14 protein-coding genes and 1 riboswitch are annotated in these 14759 nt (G+C 72.9%); of the genes, 9 read left to right on the top strand and 5 right to left on the bottom strand.

The window, feature by feature from the left end; genetic code table 11:
• Positions 1–73: 73 nt before the first annotated feature.
• Positions 74–1543: an alpha,alpha-trehalose-phosphate synthase (UDP-forming) gene (locus tag V1L54_RS23600; RefSeq protein ID WP_330120107.1), complete on the bottom strand. Its 1470-nt coding sequence runs from the start codon at positions 1541–1543 to the stop codon at positions 74–76.
• A 193-nt stretch (positions 1544–1736) separates the two neighbouring features.
• Entirely contained in the window at positions 1737–2696 is a 960-nt protein-coding gene (locus tag V1L54_RS23605; RefSeq protein ID WP_330120108.1) for a glucosyl-3-phosphoglycerate synthase, read from the bottom strand.
• Positions 2697–3091: 395 nt separating this feature from the next.
• Positions 3092–3232, top strand: a riboswitch (SAM riboswitch).
• A gap of 18 nt (positions 3233–3250) precedes the next feature.
• On the opposite strand from V1L54_RS23605, the gene thrC reads away from it, so the two are divergent.
• The 4 genes from thrC to groL all read left to right on the top strand — a co-directional run bounded on the left by thrC (position 3251) and on the right by groL (position 7504).
• Complete coding sequence (thrC, locus tag V1L54_RS23610; RefSeq protein WP_330120109.1) at positions 3251–4531, top strand: threonine synthase; 1281 nt, start codon at positions 3251–3253, stop codon at positions 4529–4531.
• Entirely contained in the window at positions 4528–4806 is a 279-nt protein-coding gene (locus V1L54_RS23615; RefSeq protein WP_330120110.1) for a ubiquitin-like small modifier protein 1, read from the top strand. Before thrC ends, V1L54_RS23615 begins: the two co-directional genes overlap by 4 nt.
• A 465-nt stretch (positions 4807–5271) precedes the next feature.
• On the top strand, positions 5272–5475 hold the full coding sequence (locus V1L54_RS23620; protein ID WP_004986573.1) for a cold-shock protein: 204 nt from the start codon (positions 5272–5274) through the stop codon (positions 5473–5475).
• A gap of 397 nt (positions 5476–5872) precedes the next feature.
• Positions 5873–7504 carry a chaperonin GroEL gene (gene groL / locus V1L54_RS23625; protein WP_330120111.1) on the top strand — a complete coding sequence of 544 codons (1632 nt, stop codon included), beginning with the start codon at positions 5873–5875 and terminating at the stop codon, positions 7502–7504.
• 165 nt (positions 7505–7669) lie between these two features.
• Here the strand turns inward: groL and murQ are convergent, their stop codons facing one another.
• On the bottom strand, positions 7670–8653 hold the full coding sequence (gene murQ / locus V1L54_RS23630) for an N-acetylmuramic acid 6-phosphate etherase (protein WP_330120112.1): 984 nt from the start codon (positions 8651–8653) through the stop codon (positions 7670–7672).
• A 109-nt stretch (positions 8654–8762) separates the two neighbouring features.
• On the opposite strand from murQ, the gene V1L54_RS23635 reads away from it, so the two are divergent.
• The 4 genes from V1L54_RS23635 to V1L54_RS23650 all read left to right on the top strand — a co-directional run bounded on the left by V1L54_RS23635 (position 8763) and on the right by V1L54_RS23650 (position 11523).
• A complete protein-coding gene (locus tag V1L54_RS23635) occupies positions 8763–9143 on the top strand; it encodes a DUF8819 family protein (protein ID WP_100201921.1) in 381 nt (126 codons plus the stop codon).
• Entirely contained in the window at positions 9140–9442 is a 303-nt protein-coding gene (locus V1L54_RS23640; protein WP_330120113.1) for a DUF4031 domain-containing protein, read from the top strand. The genes V1L54_RS23635 and V1L54_RS23640 overlap by 4 nt, the downstream gene beginning before the upstream one ends.
• Positions 9443–9703: 261 nt before the next feature.
• Positions 9704–10675, top strand: a complete 972-nt coding sequence (locus tag V1L54_RS23645; RefSeq protein WP_330120114.1) for an ABC transporter ATP-binding protein — start codon at positions 9704–9706, stop codon at positions 10673–10675.
• Positions 10672–11523, top strand: a complete 852-nt coding sequence (locus tag V1L54_RS23650; RefSeq protein ID WP_330120115.1) for an ABC transporter permease — start codon at positions 10672–10674, stop codon at positions 11521–11523. Before V1L54_RS23645 ends, V1L54_RS23650 begins: the two co-directional genes overlap by 4 nt.
• Positions 11524–11867: 344 nt before the next feature.
• On the opposite strand, the gene V1L54_RS23655 is transcribed toward V1L54_RS23650, so the two are convergent.
• Positions 11868–12599, bottom strand: coding sequence for a TioE family transcriptional regulator (locus tag V1L54_RS23655; RefSeq protein ID WP_330120126.1), 732 nt, complete (start codon positions 12597–12599; stop codon positions 11868–11870).
• 58 nt (positions 12600–12657) lie between these two features.
• On the opposite strand from V1L54_RS23655, the gene V1L54_RS23660 reads away from it, so the two are divergent.
• Entirely contained in the window at positions 12658–13878 is a 1221-nt protein-coding gene (locus tag V1L54_RS23660) for an erythromycin esterase family protein (protein WP_330120116.1), read from the top strand.
• A gap of 34 nt (positions 13879–13912) precedes the next feature.
• Here the strand turns inward: V1L54_RS23660 and V1L54_RS23665 are convergent.
• Positions 13913–14759, bottom strand: an 847-nt coding sequence (locus V1L54_RS23665) for a maleylpyruvate isomerase family mycothiol-dependent enzyme (protein WP_330120117.1), incomplete at its 5' end; no start/stop codon positions are given.

The raw sequence follows: 14759 nt of genomic DNA on the forward strand, positions 1-14759 counted from the left end.
GCATGCGGTGCTCACCGGCCGGTGAGCACCGGCGTGCGGCGCGGCGCGGCCCCGCGGGCCCCACCGGGCCCGCTCAGCTCCGCAGGGCCTCCAGCTGGTCCAGGAACCACTGGGTCGGTGGCAGGGCGGTGGCCGCCGCCGCGAGGCGCTTGGTGCGCTCGGCGCGCTCGCCCGCGTCCATCGTCAGCGCCCGGTGCAGCGCGTCGGCGGTGGCGCCGATGTCGTACGGGTTGACGGTGATCGCGTCCTCGGCCAGCTCCGCGAAGGCCCCGGCCTCCCGGGAGAGCACCAGCGCGCAGCCGCCGTCGGAGACCACCGGGATCTCCTTGGCGACCAGGTTCATGCCGTCCCGGATCGGGTTGACCAGGGCGACGTCGGCCAGCCGGTACGCCGCCAGCGAGCGGGCGAAGTCGTCCTTGACGTGCAGGACGACCGGCGACCAGTCCGAGGTGCCGTACGCCTCGTTGATCTCGCCGGCGACCCGGGAGACCTCCTCGGTGTACTCCCGGTAGACCGCCAGGTCCTGCCGGGAGGGGTAGGCGAAGGCGACGTGCACGACCCGGCCGTGCCACTCGGGGTGGTCGTCCAGCAGCCGGCGGTAGGCGAGCAGGCCGCGGACGATGTTCTTGGACAGCTCGGTGCGGTCCACCCGCACGATCGTCTTCCGGGGGTTGTCCGCGGGCTCGTACCCGATCTGCTCGCGCAGGGCGGCCATCCGCTCGGCCACGTCCTCGCGGTGCGCGCGCTCCCGCAGGAAGTCCCCGTCGGCGCCCAGTCCGTGCACGCCTATCCGGGTCGCCCGGCCCTCGTGCACCACCGCGAGCTGCCCGTCCTCGGCGGTGGTCACCTCCGCGCCCAGCAGCTTCGCGCAGCACTCGGCGAACGCGTGGGCCCAGCGCCGGGTGAGGAAGGCGGCCCGGTCGGCGCCCAGGATGCCGCGCAGCACCTCGGCGCCCACCCCGCCGTCCGGGTCGTCGGGCAGCAGCCGGAAGTAGTCCGGCGGCGCCCAGGGGGTGTGCGAGAAGTGCCCGATGCGCAGGTCGGGGCGGCGTTCGCGCAGCATGCCGGGGACGAGGGTGAGGTGGTAGTCCTGCACCAGCACCGCCGCGCCCTCGGCGGCCTCCTCGGCCAGCGCGTCGGCGAACGCGGCGTTGTACGCCTCGTAGGAGCGCCACTGCCGCTCGAAGGCGGTGTCGAAGACGGGCTCCGCCGGGGTCTGGTACAGCATGTGGTGGACGAACCACAGCACGGAGTTGGCGACGCCGTTGTAGGCGTCGGAGAAGACCTCGGGCGCGATGTCCAGCATGCGCACCTGCTGGCCGCCGGTGTCGGACGGGTCGAGGACGCCGCCGGTGCGGCGCGCCGCCTCGCGGTCGCCGTCGCCCAGCGCCGCGCACACCCACACCGCGTCGCCCTTGACCGCGGACAGGCCGGACACCAGCCCGCCGCCGCCGCGTTTGGCGGTGAGTTCGCCTCCCTCCCCGAGGGAGTAGGAGACCGGACCGCGATTGGACGCGACGAGAACCTGGTGCCGAGTGACCATGCCCCGAACCTAGCCGCAGACCGTACCGGTCAAACGTGCGGTTCCCGCCGCGCACGGAGCGTTTCCGGCCGGGTACGCGACCGGTACGCGGCCGGGCGGCCCCGTACCCGGCCGGTACGGGCCGGCGGCCGTGCGGACGCGCCGGAACGCCCGGGGCGCGCCCGCCCGTGCCCGTACGCCCCGTACCGGTGCCTCACGCCGCCGCGCGGTGCCGCGCGTACTCCGGGACCGTGCACATCGGCGGGCGCTCCTCGGTGTCCACCGGGTGGGTGCGCGGCACGAAACCGCCGTCGGGCGCGCGTTCGAACTGGGTCAGCTCGGGGCGTATCAGCGGGCCGCGCGCCTGCCGCACATGGGCCGTGCGGTAGATCGCCGCGGCCATCCGGCCGAGCGCCTGCCCGTCCTGGTTGCGGTGCTTGCGCACCCCCACGTCCACCTGGGCGAGCGCGTCGAGCCCCACCGTGTGCAGCGCGTCCACCAGCAGCCCCAGTTCCACGCCGTAGCCGACGGGGAAGCTGAGCCGCTCCAGCAGTGAGCGCCGCGCCGCGTACTCGCCGCCCAGCGGCTGCACGAAACCGGCCAGTTGCGGCCAGTACAGGTTGAGCAGGGGGCGCGCGACCAGCTCGGTGACCCGGCCGCCGCCCGCCGGACTGTCCCCGATGGCCCGGTCGTACATCGCCTTGACCATCGCCAGACCGGGATCGGTCAGCAGCGGTCCGACGATGCCGTGGACGAAGGCCGGGTCGAAGTCCCGCAGGTCCGCGTCCACGAAGCAGACGATCTCGCCGGTGGTGGCCAGCAGCGACCGCCACAGCACCTCTCCCTTGCCCGGCACCGTGGGCACCCGGGGCAGCACGGCGTCGCGGTGCACCACGGTGGCACCCGCGGCGGCGGCGACCTCGGAGGTGCGGTCGGTGGAACCGGAGTCCACCACCACCAGCTCGTCGACCAGGGGCATCGCCTCGGTCATCAGCTCGTGGCGGATCGCGGCGACGATCTCGCCGACCGTCGCCTCCTCGTTCAGCGCCGGAAGCACCACGCTCACCGTGCCCGCCGGTCCGGCCGCCCGCTTCGCGGCCAGCAGCCGGTGCAGCGGGCGGTCGACAGCGCTCCAGGAGCGTCGCTCCAGCCAGTGGTCGACCTCATCCAGCACGTGCTCGTCTCCCTGCTCTCGGCGTTCTCGGGCTTCTCGGGGTCCCGGGCGTTCCCGGCGTTCCCGGCACCCTCGGCTTCCTCGGGTGACCCCCTGAGTCCCAGGCATTCTGCGGGACCCGGGTTTCCCGGATGTTCTCGGCGTCGGTCGTGATCGGGTCGGTACCGGGTCGGGACCGTTGCGCGGTCGTGTCGGGGGTGTGTCGGACCGGTCCGCCCGGCCTCCCGCCGCCCGTGGGGCGGGTACGGCCGGGTACGCGGTCCGTCTCGCGGTTCGGACGGCCGACCGGGTGGCCGGAGGCGTCGGTTACAGTCTTGGACAACGTCCGGGAGTTCCGCATCTTGGGGCCCGGCGTGCACAAACGCCCCGGCCACGGTATTGGCCGGGTGCCACAGAGCTCATCCAGAGGGGCAGAGGGAACGGCCCGTTGAAGCCCCGGCAACCCTCCCGCCGGCTCTCGTTCACAGAAGTCGAGGCCACGGTGGGGAAGGTGCCAATTCCGTCCCGGGCGAAAGCCGCCGCGGGGAAGATGAGGAGAAAGGGCCTCGCCAACCATGGCTGTGCAGACTGTTGCAGGCAGCACCGATGTCTCGCTCGGCTCCGCCGCCGCGCTCTCCTGTCGCGAGTGCGGTGAGCGCTTCCCGCTCGGGCCGGTGTTCGCCTGCGAGATGTGCTTCGGGCCGCTGGAGATCGCCTACGACCTCCCCGCGGGCGACCCGGAGGGGCTGCGGAAGCGGATCGAGGCCGGACCGAACAGCATCTGGCGCTACGCCCCGCTGCTGCCCGTACCGGCCGACGTGGCGGACAAGCCCAATCTGAACCCCGGCTTCACCCGGCTGGTGAAGGCCGACAACCTCGCCCGTGAGCTGGGCGTCACCGGTGAGCTGCACGTCAAGGACGACTCCGGCAACCCCACCCACTCCTTCAAGGACCGGGTGGTGGCCATCGCCGTCGAGGCCGCCCGCGCCTTCGGCTTCACCACCCTGTCCTGCTCCTCCACCGGCAACCTGGCCGGCGCCGTCGGCGCCGCCGCCGCCCGCGCCGGGCTGCGCTCGTGCGTGTTCATCCCGCACGACCTGGAGCAGGGCAAGGTCGTGATGGCCGCGGTGTACGGCGGCGACCTGGTCGGCATCGAGGGCACCTACGACGACGTGAACCGCTTCTGCTCGGAGCTGATCGGGGACCCGATCGGCGAGGGCTGGGGCTTCGTCAACGTCAACCTCCGCCCGTACTACGCGGAGGGCTCCAAGACCCTGGCGTACGAGATCTGCGAGCAGCTCGGCTGGCGGCTGCCGGACCAGCTCGTCGTCCCGATCGCCTCCGGCTCCCAGCTCACCAAGATCGACAAGGGGCTGCGCGAGCTGATCGCGCTGGGCCTGGTCGAGGAGAAGCCGTACAAGATCTTCGGGGCGCAGGCGGCGGGCTGCTCGCCGGTCTCCCGGGCCTTCAAGGAGGGCCACGACGTGGTGCGGCCGGTGAAGCCGGACACCATCGCCAAGTCGCTGGCCATCGGCAACCCGGCCGACGGCCCGTACGTCCTGGACATCGCCCGCCGCACCGGCGGCGCGGTGGAGGACGTGGACGACACGCAGGTCGTCGAGGCGATCAAGCTGCTGGCCCGCACCGAGGGCGTCTTCGCCGAGACCGCGGGCGGGGTGACCGTCGGCGTGACGAAGAAGCTGCTCGAGGCCGGCCTGCTCGACCCGGCCGCCACCACCGTCGTCCTCAACACCGGCGACGGCCTGAAGACCCTGGACGCGGTGGCGCCGACCACCGGACCGTCCGCGATCATCCGTCCGAACCTGGACTCCTTCCGAGAGGCTGGCCTGGCATGAGTGTCTCCGTCCGAATCCCGACCATCCTGCGCACCTACACCGGCGGTCAGGCCGAGGTGACGGCGGAGGGCGCCACGCTCGCCGAGGTCCTGGCCGACCTGGAGAAGAACCACCAGGGCGTCTCCGCCCGGGTGCTGGACGACTCCGGCAAGCTGCGCCGCTTCGTGAACGTCTACGTCAACGACGACGACGTGCGCTTCGCCGACGGGCTCCAGACGGCGACGCCGGACGGCGCGAACGTCTCGATCATCCCGGCGGTCGCGGGCGGCTGCTGACGCCCCGCGGGCCCGCGCCGGCGGCCCCGCCCCCGTCCCGGAGCTCCGGGACGGGGGCGGGGCCGTCTCCGTGCGCGCCGCCGGTGCGGCCGGCTGCCGACCGTTATCCGGAATTGGTAATTCCGGCCGGTGCGGAACCGGTAGAGTGAGCGTGCCTCCCCCCGAACGCGCGTACAGCGCACCATGAGAACGCGACAACTTGCGGCCGATTTGCCGCGGCAATTGTCGCGTTGGTCCGCTATGCCCGGACCGTGATGCCCCGGTTTCCCGTCATTCGCGTGCTTTTCGGCAATCCCGACGTGGCCGGAATTCTCGTTCAACAGCCCTGTTGCAGAGGGCTGTTGCCCAGATACATTCGGCCGCGGTCGACGCGTTCCGGCGCACGCCCCCTCTCGCCGGGGGGCAAACTGACCCGGGTCCGCGGAGTGCGGATTCGTGCAAGGGCCAGCAATAGGGGAGTTAGGAATGGCTCAAGGCACCGTCAAGTGGTTCAACGCGGAGAAGGGGTACGGCTTCATCGCGGTCGACGGTGGTGCGGACGTCTTCGTCCACTACAGCGCGATCCAGATGGACGGCTACCGCACCCTTGAGGAAGGACAGCGGGTCGAGTTCGAGATCTCGCAGGGTCAGAAGGGGCCGCAGGCGGACATGGTCCGCGTGACGGCCTGAAGCGCCGGCCACTCGCACCACGCACACGTAGTACGCAGTAGACGGCACAGGAGGGCCCGCATCCCCGGCGACGGGGGTGCGGGCCCTCCGTCGTGCCCGGCCGTGTCCGGCGCAACCGCCCGCCCGGCGTCCGGGACACGGCGCGAAACCCTTGGCGCGACTGAGCCCGGAGGCGGGTGCGCTTGCACTCGGAGGGGTCGAGTGCTAATCATTGGCGTTAGCACTCTGAAGGTGAGAGTGACAGAAGCAGGACCGGTTCGGTGAGGTCCGCAAGCCCGGTGGAGCAAGGAACCGCCGGGCCGGTGGGCCGTCCGTCGCGGGCGCCAGAGCGGTCCGGACACATCCCACACCCGCCCCTGGCCTTCGGCATGGGGAACCCCAGGGAGGACCACTTCACATGGCCAAGATCATCGCGTTCGACGAGGAGGCGCGGCGCGGCCTCGAGCGCGGGATGAACCAGCTCGCCGACGCCGTCAAGGTCACGCTCGGCCCCAAGGGCCGCAACGTCGTCCTTGAGAAGAAGTGGGGCGCCCCCACGATCACCAACGACGGTGTTTCCATCGCCAAGGAGATCGAGCTCGAGGACCCGTACGAGAAGATCGGCGCCGAGCTGGTCAAGGAAGTAGCCAAGAAGACCGACGACGTCGCCGGTGACGGTACGACCACCGCGACCGTCCTCGCCCAGGCGCTGGTCCGCGAGGGCCTGCGCAACGTCGCCGCCGGCGCCAACCCGATGGCCCTCAAGCGCGGCATCGAGCGGGCCACCGAGGCCGTCTCCGCCGCCCTGCTGGAGCAGGCCAAGGAGGTCGAGACCAAGGAGCAGATCGCCTCGACCGCCTCCATCTCCGCCGCCGACACCCAGATCGGCGAGCTGATCGCCGAGGCGATGGACAAGGTCGGCAAGGAAGGCGTCATCACCGTCGAGGAGTCGCAGACCTTCGGGCTGGAGCTGGAGCTCACCGAGGGCATGCGCTTCGACAAGGGCTACATCTCCGCGTACTTCGCCACCGACATGGAGCGGATGGAGGCGGTCCTGGAGGACCCCTACATCCTGATCGCCAACCAGAAGGTCTCCGCGGTCAAGGACCTGCTCCCGCTGCTGGAGAAGGTCATGCAGGCCGGCAAGTCGCTGCTGATCATCGCCGAGGACGTCGAGGGCGAGGCCCTGTCGACCCTGGTCGTCAACAAGATCCGCGGCACCTTCAAGTCCGTCGCCGTCAAGGCCCCGGGCTTCGGCGACCGCCGCAAGGCCATGCTCGGCGACATCGCCATCCTCACCGGCGGCCAGGTCATCTCCGAGGAGGTCGGCCTCAAGCTGGAGAACGCCGGTCTGGAGCTGCTGGGCCGCGCCCGCAAGGTCGTCATCACCAAGGACGAGACCACCATCGTCGACGGTGCCGGTGACAGCGACCAGGTCAACGGCCGGGTCAACCAGATCCGCGCCGAGATCGAGAACTCCGACTCCGACTACGACCGCGAGAAGCTCCAGGAGCGGCTGGCGAAGCTGGCCGGCGGCGTGGCCGTCATCAAGGCCGGTGCCGCCACCGAGGTGGAGCTCAAGGAGCGCAAGCACCGCATCGAGGACGCGGTGCGCAACGCCAAGGCCGCCGTCGAGGAGGGCATCGTCGCCGGCGGTGGCGTGGCCCTGCTCCAGGCGTCCAGCGCCTTCGAGAAGCTGGAGCTGGAGGGCGACGAGGCCACCGGTGCCGCCGCGGTCAAGGCCGCGCTGGAGGCCCCGCTGAAGCAGATCGCGGTCAACGCCGGCCTCGAGGGCGGCGTCATCGTGGAGAAGGTGCGCAACCTGACCCCGGGCCACGGTCTGAACGCCGCCACCGGTGACTACGTGGACATGATCGCCGAGGGCATCATCGACCCGGCCAAGGTCACCCGCTCCGCGCTGCAGAACGCCGCCTCCATCGCGGCGCTCTTCCTCACCACCGAGGCCGTCATCGCGGACAAGCCGGAGAAGGCCGCGGCCGGCGCCGACGCCGCCGCCGCTGCCGGCGGCATGGGCGGCATGGACTTCTGATCCGCTCCCGCAGCGGATCGGCGGTTCCCGCCGCGTCGTACGCGCGACGCATGCCGAGGGCGGCACTCCCGTACGGGGGTGCCGCCCTCGGGCGTTCCGGGGGAGTCCTCGGACCGGTCACACGGCGGTGGGCGCGGCGGTGGCCGCGGGGGCGCGGCGCCGGGGTCAGTCCCGGGCCGCTTCCAGCGCGTCGCGCAGCCGTCCGCCCGACTCCGCCAGCAGCCGGGCGGCGGTGGGGGCGTCCACCCCGGCCAGGATGGTGAGGACGGCGTCCTTCACCTCGCCGCCGGTGGCGGCCAGCGCCGCCTCGATCCGCTGCTCGTCCGCACCCGTGGCGAGCGCGACGATGTGGCGGGAGCGGGCGCGCAGCTTCGCGTTCGAGGCGCGGACGTCGACCATCAGGTTCCCGTAGGTCTTGCCCAGCCGGATCATGGTGATGGTCGAGATCATGTTGAGGACCAGCTTCTGGGCGGTGCCCGCCTTCAGCCGGGTGGAGCCGGCCAGCAGCTCCGGGCCGGTGACGACCTCGATGCCGTGCTCGGCCGCCGCCGCCAGCGGCGAGCCCGCGTTGCAGGACAGCCCGACCGTCAGCGCCCCCAGCCGCCGCGCGTGCTCCACCGCGCCGACGGTGTACGGGGTGCGGCCGGAGGCCGCCACGCCGACCACCGCGTCGGCCGGGCCCACCCCCAGCGCGTCCAGGTCGGCCACGGCCGCCTCCGCGCGGTCCTCGGCGCCCTCCACCGCCCGCAGCAGCGCCTCGGGCCCGCCCGCGAGCACCCCGACCACCTGGCCGGGACCGGTGTTGAAGGTGGGCGGGCACTCACTGGCGTCCAGCACCCCCAGCCGCCCGGCCGTGCCCGCGCCCGCGTAGAGCAGCCGTCCGCCGCGCGCCATCCGTCCGGCGACGGCGTCGATCGCGGCGGCGATGCGCGGGAGCTGGGCGGCGACGGCGGCGGGGACGCCGGCGTCCTCACCGTTCATGAGCCGGGCGATCTCCAGGGTGGGCAGCCGGTCGATCTCGGCCAGCTCGGGGCGGAACGCCTCGGTGGTGAGTGGCGCCGTCCCGGCGTGCGGCCCGGTCCGGCCGTGGGTGCCGGGACCGTCGGCATCGTCGGGGCCGGGGGAGCTGTGCTGCGGGGCGTCGTCCACCCGCCGGAAGCTATGTCCGGTGGCGGGGCCCGTCAAGCACCGGCCCCGCCGCCGTCCCGGTGCGGAGGTCCACGCCGCCCGCCGCGGCATCTGTTCCAATGGACGGGCTATGACAGAACAGCAGTCCTCCCCTCCCGAGCTCGAACAGGCCCTGCACCGGGGCCGGGCGCTCGTCCTCGCCGACCTCACCGCCTGCGACATCGCCGAGGCCGAGATCGTCTCCCTGGTGGAGGACGCGGTCGTCCACCGCCGGTGGTGGGTCGAGCAGTGGCCGCAGGGCGCCGCCTTCGTCGCCGGTCTGATCGCCCAGGACGTCCAGGACGCCCTCCTCGACCGCTACGGGAGCTGGCCGGGCTGCCCGGTGTGCGAGGGCCGGGACCGGCACGCGCTGGACGTCGAGCCGGAACTCGGCCCGGACCCGCACTGGGTGTGCGCCAGGACGGCGACGGCGGTGGCGCCGGTGGGGGAGCTGGGGAGGCTCGCCCGGTGACCGTCTACATCGACCCGCCGGTCTGGCCCGGCCACGGCACGGTCTGGTCGCACCTGGTCAGCGACGTCTCGTACGAGGAACTGCACGCGTTCGCCGCTGCCCTGGGGTGTCCGCGCCGCGCCTTCGACCGCGACCACTACGACGTGCCCGCCGCCCGCTACGCGCGGGCGGTCGCGCTCGGCGCGGTCGAGGTGGGCAGCAAGGAGCTGCTGCGGCGGCTGACGGCGGCCGGGCTGCGGCGGCGCAGGCCGCCGCGCCGCCGCAGCCCGGCCGCCGGCGCCGCCGTCGTCCCGTCCTGAGCGCCGGGCGGGGGCCCGGGCTGTGCCCGGGGCGGGTGCGGTGGGTGGTGGGGTCGCCCCTCCCCGTCCCCTCCCGCCCGTTGCCCGACTGCGGGCCGGGTCCCCGTCCACAGCACCGGACGGCGTCCGGCCCCTTCGGTAGTGTGTTCGCCGGGGAAGGCCCGGACGACCGCGGCGGCGGGGCGCCCCACGATCACGGGCACGGCGCGACCCCGGTCCTCGTCCCGCAGGACCGGCCACGAGACCGAGGGGGGAACACCGATGACGACCGCGCATGCCCCGTCCGGGACGGAGAGCGGCCCACCGCCGGAGAGCGACAAGGTCATCGACGTACGGGACCTGCGGATGCGCTACCGCAGCCAGGACGTGTTGAACGGGGTGGACTTCGCGGCCCGGCGGGGCGAGGTCCTCGTGCTGCTCGGGCCGAACGGCGCGGGCAAGACGACCACGATCGAGGTCCTGGAGGGCTTCCGGATGCGTTCGGCCGGTGACGTGACCGTCCTCGGCACCGATCCGGCCCGCGGGGACGAGCGGTGGCGTGCGCGCCTGGGCATCGTGCTGCAGTCCTGGCGCGACCACGGCAAGTGGCGGGTGCGGGAACTGCTGGCCCACCTCGGCGCCTACTACGCGCCGTACTCCACCGCCCTCGTCCGGCGGCCGTGGGACACCGACGAACTCCTCGCCGCCGTAGGACTGACCGAGCAGGCGCACAAGCGGGTCGGGACCCTGTCGGGCGGGCAGCGCAGGCGTTTCGACGTGGCCGTCGGCATCGTGGGCAGACCCGAACTGCTGTTCCTGGACGAGCCGACGGCCGGTCTGGACCCGGAGGCCAGAAGCGAGTTCCACGGTCTGGTGCGCGGGCTGGCGGACGAGAACACCACCGTTCTGATGACCACGCACGACCTCGCCGAGGCGGAGCGGCTCGCCGACCGGATCCTCATCCTGGCCGGCGGCCGGATCGTGGCCGACGGTACGGCCGAGGAGCTCTCCCGGCAGGTGTCGGCCGAGGCCACCGTGCGCTGGACGCGGGACGGGCGGTCCTTCGAGGAGGCGACGGCCGAGCCCACCCGGTTCGTCCGCCGGCTGTTCGAGGAGCACGGTGAGGCGATCGGCGGGCTGGAGGTGCGCCGGGCGGGCCTGGAGGACACCTATCTGACGATGGTGCGGGAGCTGGAGGCGGGGAGCGTCTCCGGCGAGCGGGCGGCACAGGCTTTCGGGGGAGGAGCACGATGAGCCCGGTGTGGTACGCGGCGAGGGTGGGGGTCCGGCGCGGCTGGACGGAACTCCGGCAGACCTTCACCACCGGCCAGGACGTGTTCGGCTACGTCCTGTGGACGGTGCTTCTCATGGTGCCGCTGTTCCTGGCCGGGGACGACCCGCTGGAGGGCGCGGGCATCTCGGCCGGCGCCTTCATGCTGCCGAGCATGCTGGGGATGACGCTCGCGTTCACCGGGATGATGACCACGGCCCAGCTGCTCGCGACCGAGCGGGAGGACGGCACGCTGCTGCGGGCCAAAGCCGTGCCGCACGGCATGGTCGGCCATCTGGTCGGCAAGATCGTCATGGTGTCGGGTATGGCCCTCGTCTCCATGGCGCTTCCCTTCGCCGCCGGTGTGTTCCTGGTCGACGGGGTCGCCGGGCAGGGCGGCGGGGTACTGCTGACGCTGGCGTGGGTGGTGCCGCTGGGGCTCATGGCGACCCTGCCGATGGGTGCCGTCGTCGGTTCACTCGTCACCAGTCCGCGCGCCATCGGGCTGCTGATGCTCCCGGTGATGGGGCTCATCGTGATCTCCGGGATCTACTTCCCCCTGTCGAAGCTGCCCGAGTGGCTGCAGACCGTCGGGCAGGTCTTCCCCGTCTACTGGCTCGGCCTCGGCCTGCGGGCCGCCCTGCTGCCGGCCGACGCGGTCGCCGCCGAGGTCGGCGAGTCCTGGCGGTACCTGGAGACGGCGGCCGTGCTGGGCGCCTGGGCGGCGGCCGGGCTGCTCCTCGCACCGCCCGTCCTGCGCAGGATGGCCCGCCGCGAGTCCGGAGCCGCGATGGCCGAACGGCACCGGAAGGCGATGCAGCGGGTCGGTTAGGGGGTGCCTCCGCGCCGGACCGGGGGCGGGTCTCCCGGCGCGGGGCGGGGCGGGGTGGGTGCGGGTGCTGTGGGTGCGGGGGTCGGGGCCGGTCCGGGGCGATCATTCCGGACGGTACGATTTACGGCCGTTGCCGCCCCACGCTCTGCCGCCCGCTCATCGGCCGCAAATCGCACTTGAGTGTCCGGAACGGCCGCCCCTCCCCGTCCCCTCCCGCCGTCGCCCGGCTGCCGGTCCGAGTCCCGCGTTCGCCCGGTTCTGTCGCGCTCCGGCGATCGGCCCGCTTCCGCGAGGAGCCGAGCCCCGGACGGACCCCGGGCCGAGCCGCCGCAGGGGGTGGAGCCTCAGCCGCGCTCGCGGAGGTGCGCGTCCAGTTCGGCGGCCCCGGTGAGCATCGCCCGGCCGCGGGCGGACAGCCGTCCGCGCCAGTCGCCCAGCGCGGCCTCCAGCGGCTCCAGCCCGCCGGCCGTCCGCACCCGGTCGATCAGCGGGGCGATCCGCTCCAGCAGGTAGCCGCCCCTCCTGAGCTGGTGGACCAGCCGGGCGTCCCGTACGGCGGCCTCGTCGTAGACGCGGTACCCGGTGTGCGGGTCGCGGCGCGGGCGCACCAGTCCGGCGCGCTCCCACTTGCGCAGTGTCGCGGGCCGGATGCCGAGCCGCTTTGCCAGGGGGCCGATGAACATGCCGCCGGAGCCGGGTGCTTCGGCCGGTCCGGATGTCATGGCGGCTTCCAGGTCGCGCAGCGCGGTCTCCACGGCCTGGAGGGTGCGGCGGTCCTCGAGGAGCTGGGCGTGGCTCTCGTCGATGAGGCGGAGCGCCTCGTCGACCGCGTCCTGGTTCACCGCCCGCATGACCGCCGCCGCCGTCCGGTGGCCGTGGCCGGGCACCAGGGCGAGGAACGCGCGCAGGGCACCCGCGTGCAGCGGGGTGTAGGCGCGGTAGCCGCTGGGCGTGCGAGCGGCGGCCGGAAGGATGCCGGCCTCCTCGTAGTTCCTGACCGCCTGGGTGGACAGACCGTGCCCGCGTGCCAGGTCGATCGGTCTGAGTCGCTTATTGCTTTGAAGCTTTCTGTTCATCATGACGCTTCTGTCGCGTGAAAGTTTCAACCGAAAGTTCAACGATACCGTTGAATGCATGGCTGCTGACATCAAGGACACCACTCATGCCGTCGACGCCTCCGCCGTCCTGGGGCTGCTCCCGGCCCGGCCGCGGCTGCTCGCACTGGGGGAACCCACCCACGGGGAGGACGTTCTGCTCGACGTGCGCAACGAGCTCTTCCGGCAGTTCGTCGAGCAGGAGGGCTACCGGACGATCGCGATCGAGAGCGACTGCCTGACGGGCCTGGTCGTGGACGACTACGTCACCTCCGGCACGGGCACCCTCGACGAGGTCATGGAGCACGGATTCAGCCACGGCTTCGGCGCGTCCGCGGCCAACCGCGAGCTCGTGCGCTGGATGCGTGCCCACAACGAGAGCCGGCCTTTGTCCGAACGGGTCCGCTTCGCCGGATTCGACGGCCCGCTGGAGATCACCGGCGCCGCGAGTCCCCGGCAGGCCCTCACCGCCCTTCACGGCTACCTCGCGGCCCGGATGGACGCGGACCTGCTGCCCTGCACCGCGGAGGCGCTCGACCGCCTGCTCGGCGCCGACGACCGGTGGACCGAACCCGACGCGATGAGGGATCCGTCCCGGTCCGTGGGACGGTCGGCCGAGGCCGGACAGCTGCGGCTGCTCGCCGACGACCTGGTGGCACTGCTGGACGCGCAGACGCCGCACCTGCTCGCGGCGACCTCGCGGGACGAGTGGGAGCGGGCGCGCCTGTACGGACGCACCGCCACCGGCCTGCTGCGCTACCACCACTGGATGGCCGACACCTCACCGGCCCGCATGGCCCGGCTGCTGGGCCTGCGGGATTCGATGATGGCCGACAACCTCCTCGCCCTCGCCGAGCGGGGCCCGGTCCTGGTCCACGCCCACAACGCCCACCTCCAGCGGAACAGGAGCACGATGCGCATGTGGGACCACCCGCTGCTGGAGTGGTGGAGCGCCGGCGCGCTGGTGAGCGCCCGGCTGGGTGAGGGGTACGCCTTCCTGGCCACGGCGCTCGGCACGATCCGGCACCAGGGCGTGGACACCCCGCCCCCGGACACCGTCGAAGGACTCCTGTACGCCCTCCCGGCGGACCGCTGCCTCGTCGACGCGCCCCGGCTGGCCGCCGTCCTCGGTGACGTGCGGCCCGCCGCCCGGGTGTCCCCCTGGTTCGGTTACTCCCCCCTGGATCCGGCCCATCTGGCGGACAGCGACGGCCTCGTGTTCGTCAGGGACGTTCCGCGGACCCCATCCGGCGGGCAGTGAACATCACGTCTGAGCCGGGGCTTCGCGGCTGCGGTCAGTAGATGACCGACACGATGCGGCAGGCGGCTTCGGCCAGTCCACGGTCGCCGTCGATGCGGGCCCGGGAGAGGGCGCTGTCCGGTTGGATTCCGCGGGTGCACAGGCGCCAGGCGGTCTCCGAGTCCAGACCCAGAGACGCGGCGGGATGTCCGGTGTCCGGCTGCTCCAGCGACCAGCGGGTCCCGGTGGCCGTGACCGTCCAGGTGCCGCCGGCCGTCCCGTCGATCCGCACCCGGAGCTGCGTGCCGGGTGGTGCGCCGACCTCGCGCAGGGTGTGGGGCAGGGCACGCATGAAGGTGTCGAGGGCCACGGACAGGAACCGCGGATCAGGGTCGGTGACCTGGCCGACGGCGTGGCGGATCTGCTGGCGGTGCGTCCAGAACTCGGTGAAGTCGCGGGCGCTGTCCAGCCACATCGGTGCCGGGTCGACACCGGCCCAGGACACGCCCAGCGACGGCGCGTGCGGGTCGGTGGTCTCGAAGAACCGGGCGAGCTGCCCGCCGATCAGGTCCAGGGTGTCGACGAGCGCGGCCGGGCTCACCCGGGAGAAGGCGTCCACCCACTCGTGGTTGATCCGGTGGATGAACGCCTGCAGGTTCTCGCCCGGCGCGGGGGCGGGTCCTCCCCCGTGGCCGTCGCGGTCACGGGCGAGGCGCCCGTAGGCATCACTCAGGACATGCGCGGCGAGATCACGCACGGTCCATCCCGGCACCGCTTCCCTGCCCCAGTCGTCGGGCGCCAGACCGCGCAGGGTGGCCATCAGCGCGGCGTGTTCCGGAGCGAACAGCGATCGGGCGTCGATCGGGGTGGCGAGCCCGGAGTGGGTCGGCCCCTCGGTGTGC

Origin of the sequence: Streptomyces rubellus, from assembly GCF_036323805.1 — a bacterium.
Lineage (GTDB): Bacteria > Actinomycetota > Actinomycetes > Streptomycetales > Streptomycetaceae > Streptomyces.

What these genes read in the sequence shown, in the direction of transcription:
- V1L54_RS23600 (WP_330120107.1), bottom strand. Translation starts at nt 1,543, where the DNA reads ATGGTCACTCGGCACCAGGTTCTCGTCGCGTCCAATCGCGGTCCGGTC.
- thrC (WP_330120109.1), top strand. Translation starts at nt 3,251, where the DNA reads ATGGCTGTGCAGACTGTTGCAGGCAGCACCGATGTCTCGCTCGGCTCC.
- V1L54_RS23615 (WP_330120110.1), top strand. Translation starts at nt 4,528, where the DNA reads ATGAGTGTCTCCGTCCGAATCCCGACCATCCTGCGCACCTACACCGGC.
- V1L54_RS23620 (WP_004986573.1), top strand. Translation starts at nt 5,272, where the DNA reads ATGGCTCAAGGCACCGTCAAGTGGTTCAACGCGGAGAAGGGGTACGGC.
- groL (WP_330120111.1), top strand. Translation starts at nt 5,873, where the DNA reads ATGGCCAAGATCATCGCGTTCGACGAGGAGGCGCGGCGCGGCCTCGAG.
- V1L54_RS23635 (WP_100201921.1), top strand. Translation starts at nt 8,763, where the DNA reads ATGACAGAACAGCAGTCCTCCCCTCCCGAGCTCGAACAGGCCCTGCAC.
- V1L54_RS23645 (WP_330120114.1), top strand. Translation starts at nt 9,704, where the DNA reads ATGACGACCGCGCATGCCCCGTCCGGGACGGAGAGCGGCCCACCGCCG.
- V1L54_RS23650 (WP_330120115.1), top strand. Translation starts at nt 10,672, where the DNA reads ATGAGCCCGGTGTGGTACGCGGCGAGGGTGGGGGTCCGGCGCGGCTGG.
- V1L54_RS23655 (WP_330120126.1), bottom strand. Translation starts at nt 12,599, where the DNA reads ATGAACAGAAAGCTTCAAAGCAATAAGCGACTCAGACCGATCGACCTG.
- V1L54_RS23660 (WP_330120116.1), top strand. Translation starts at nt 12,658, where the DNA reads ATGGCTGCTGACATCAAGGACACCACTCATGCCGTCGACGCCTCCGCC.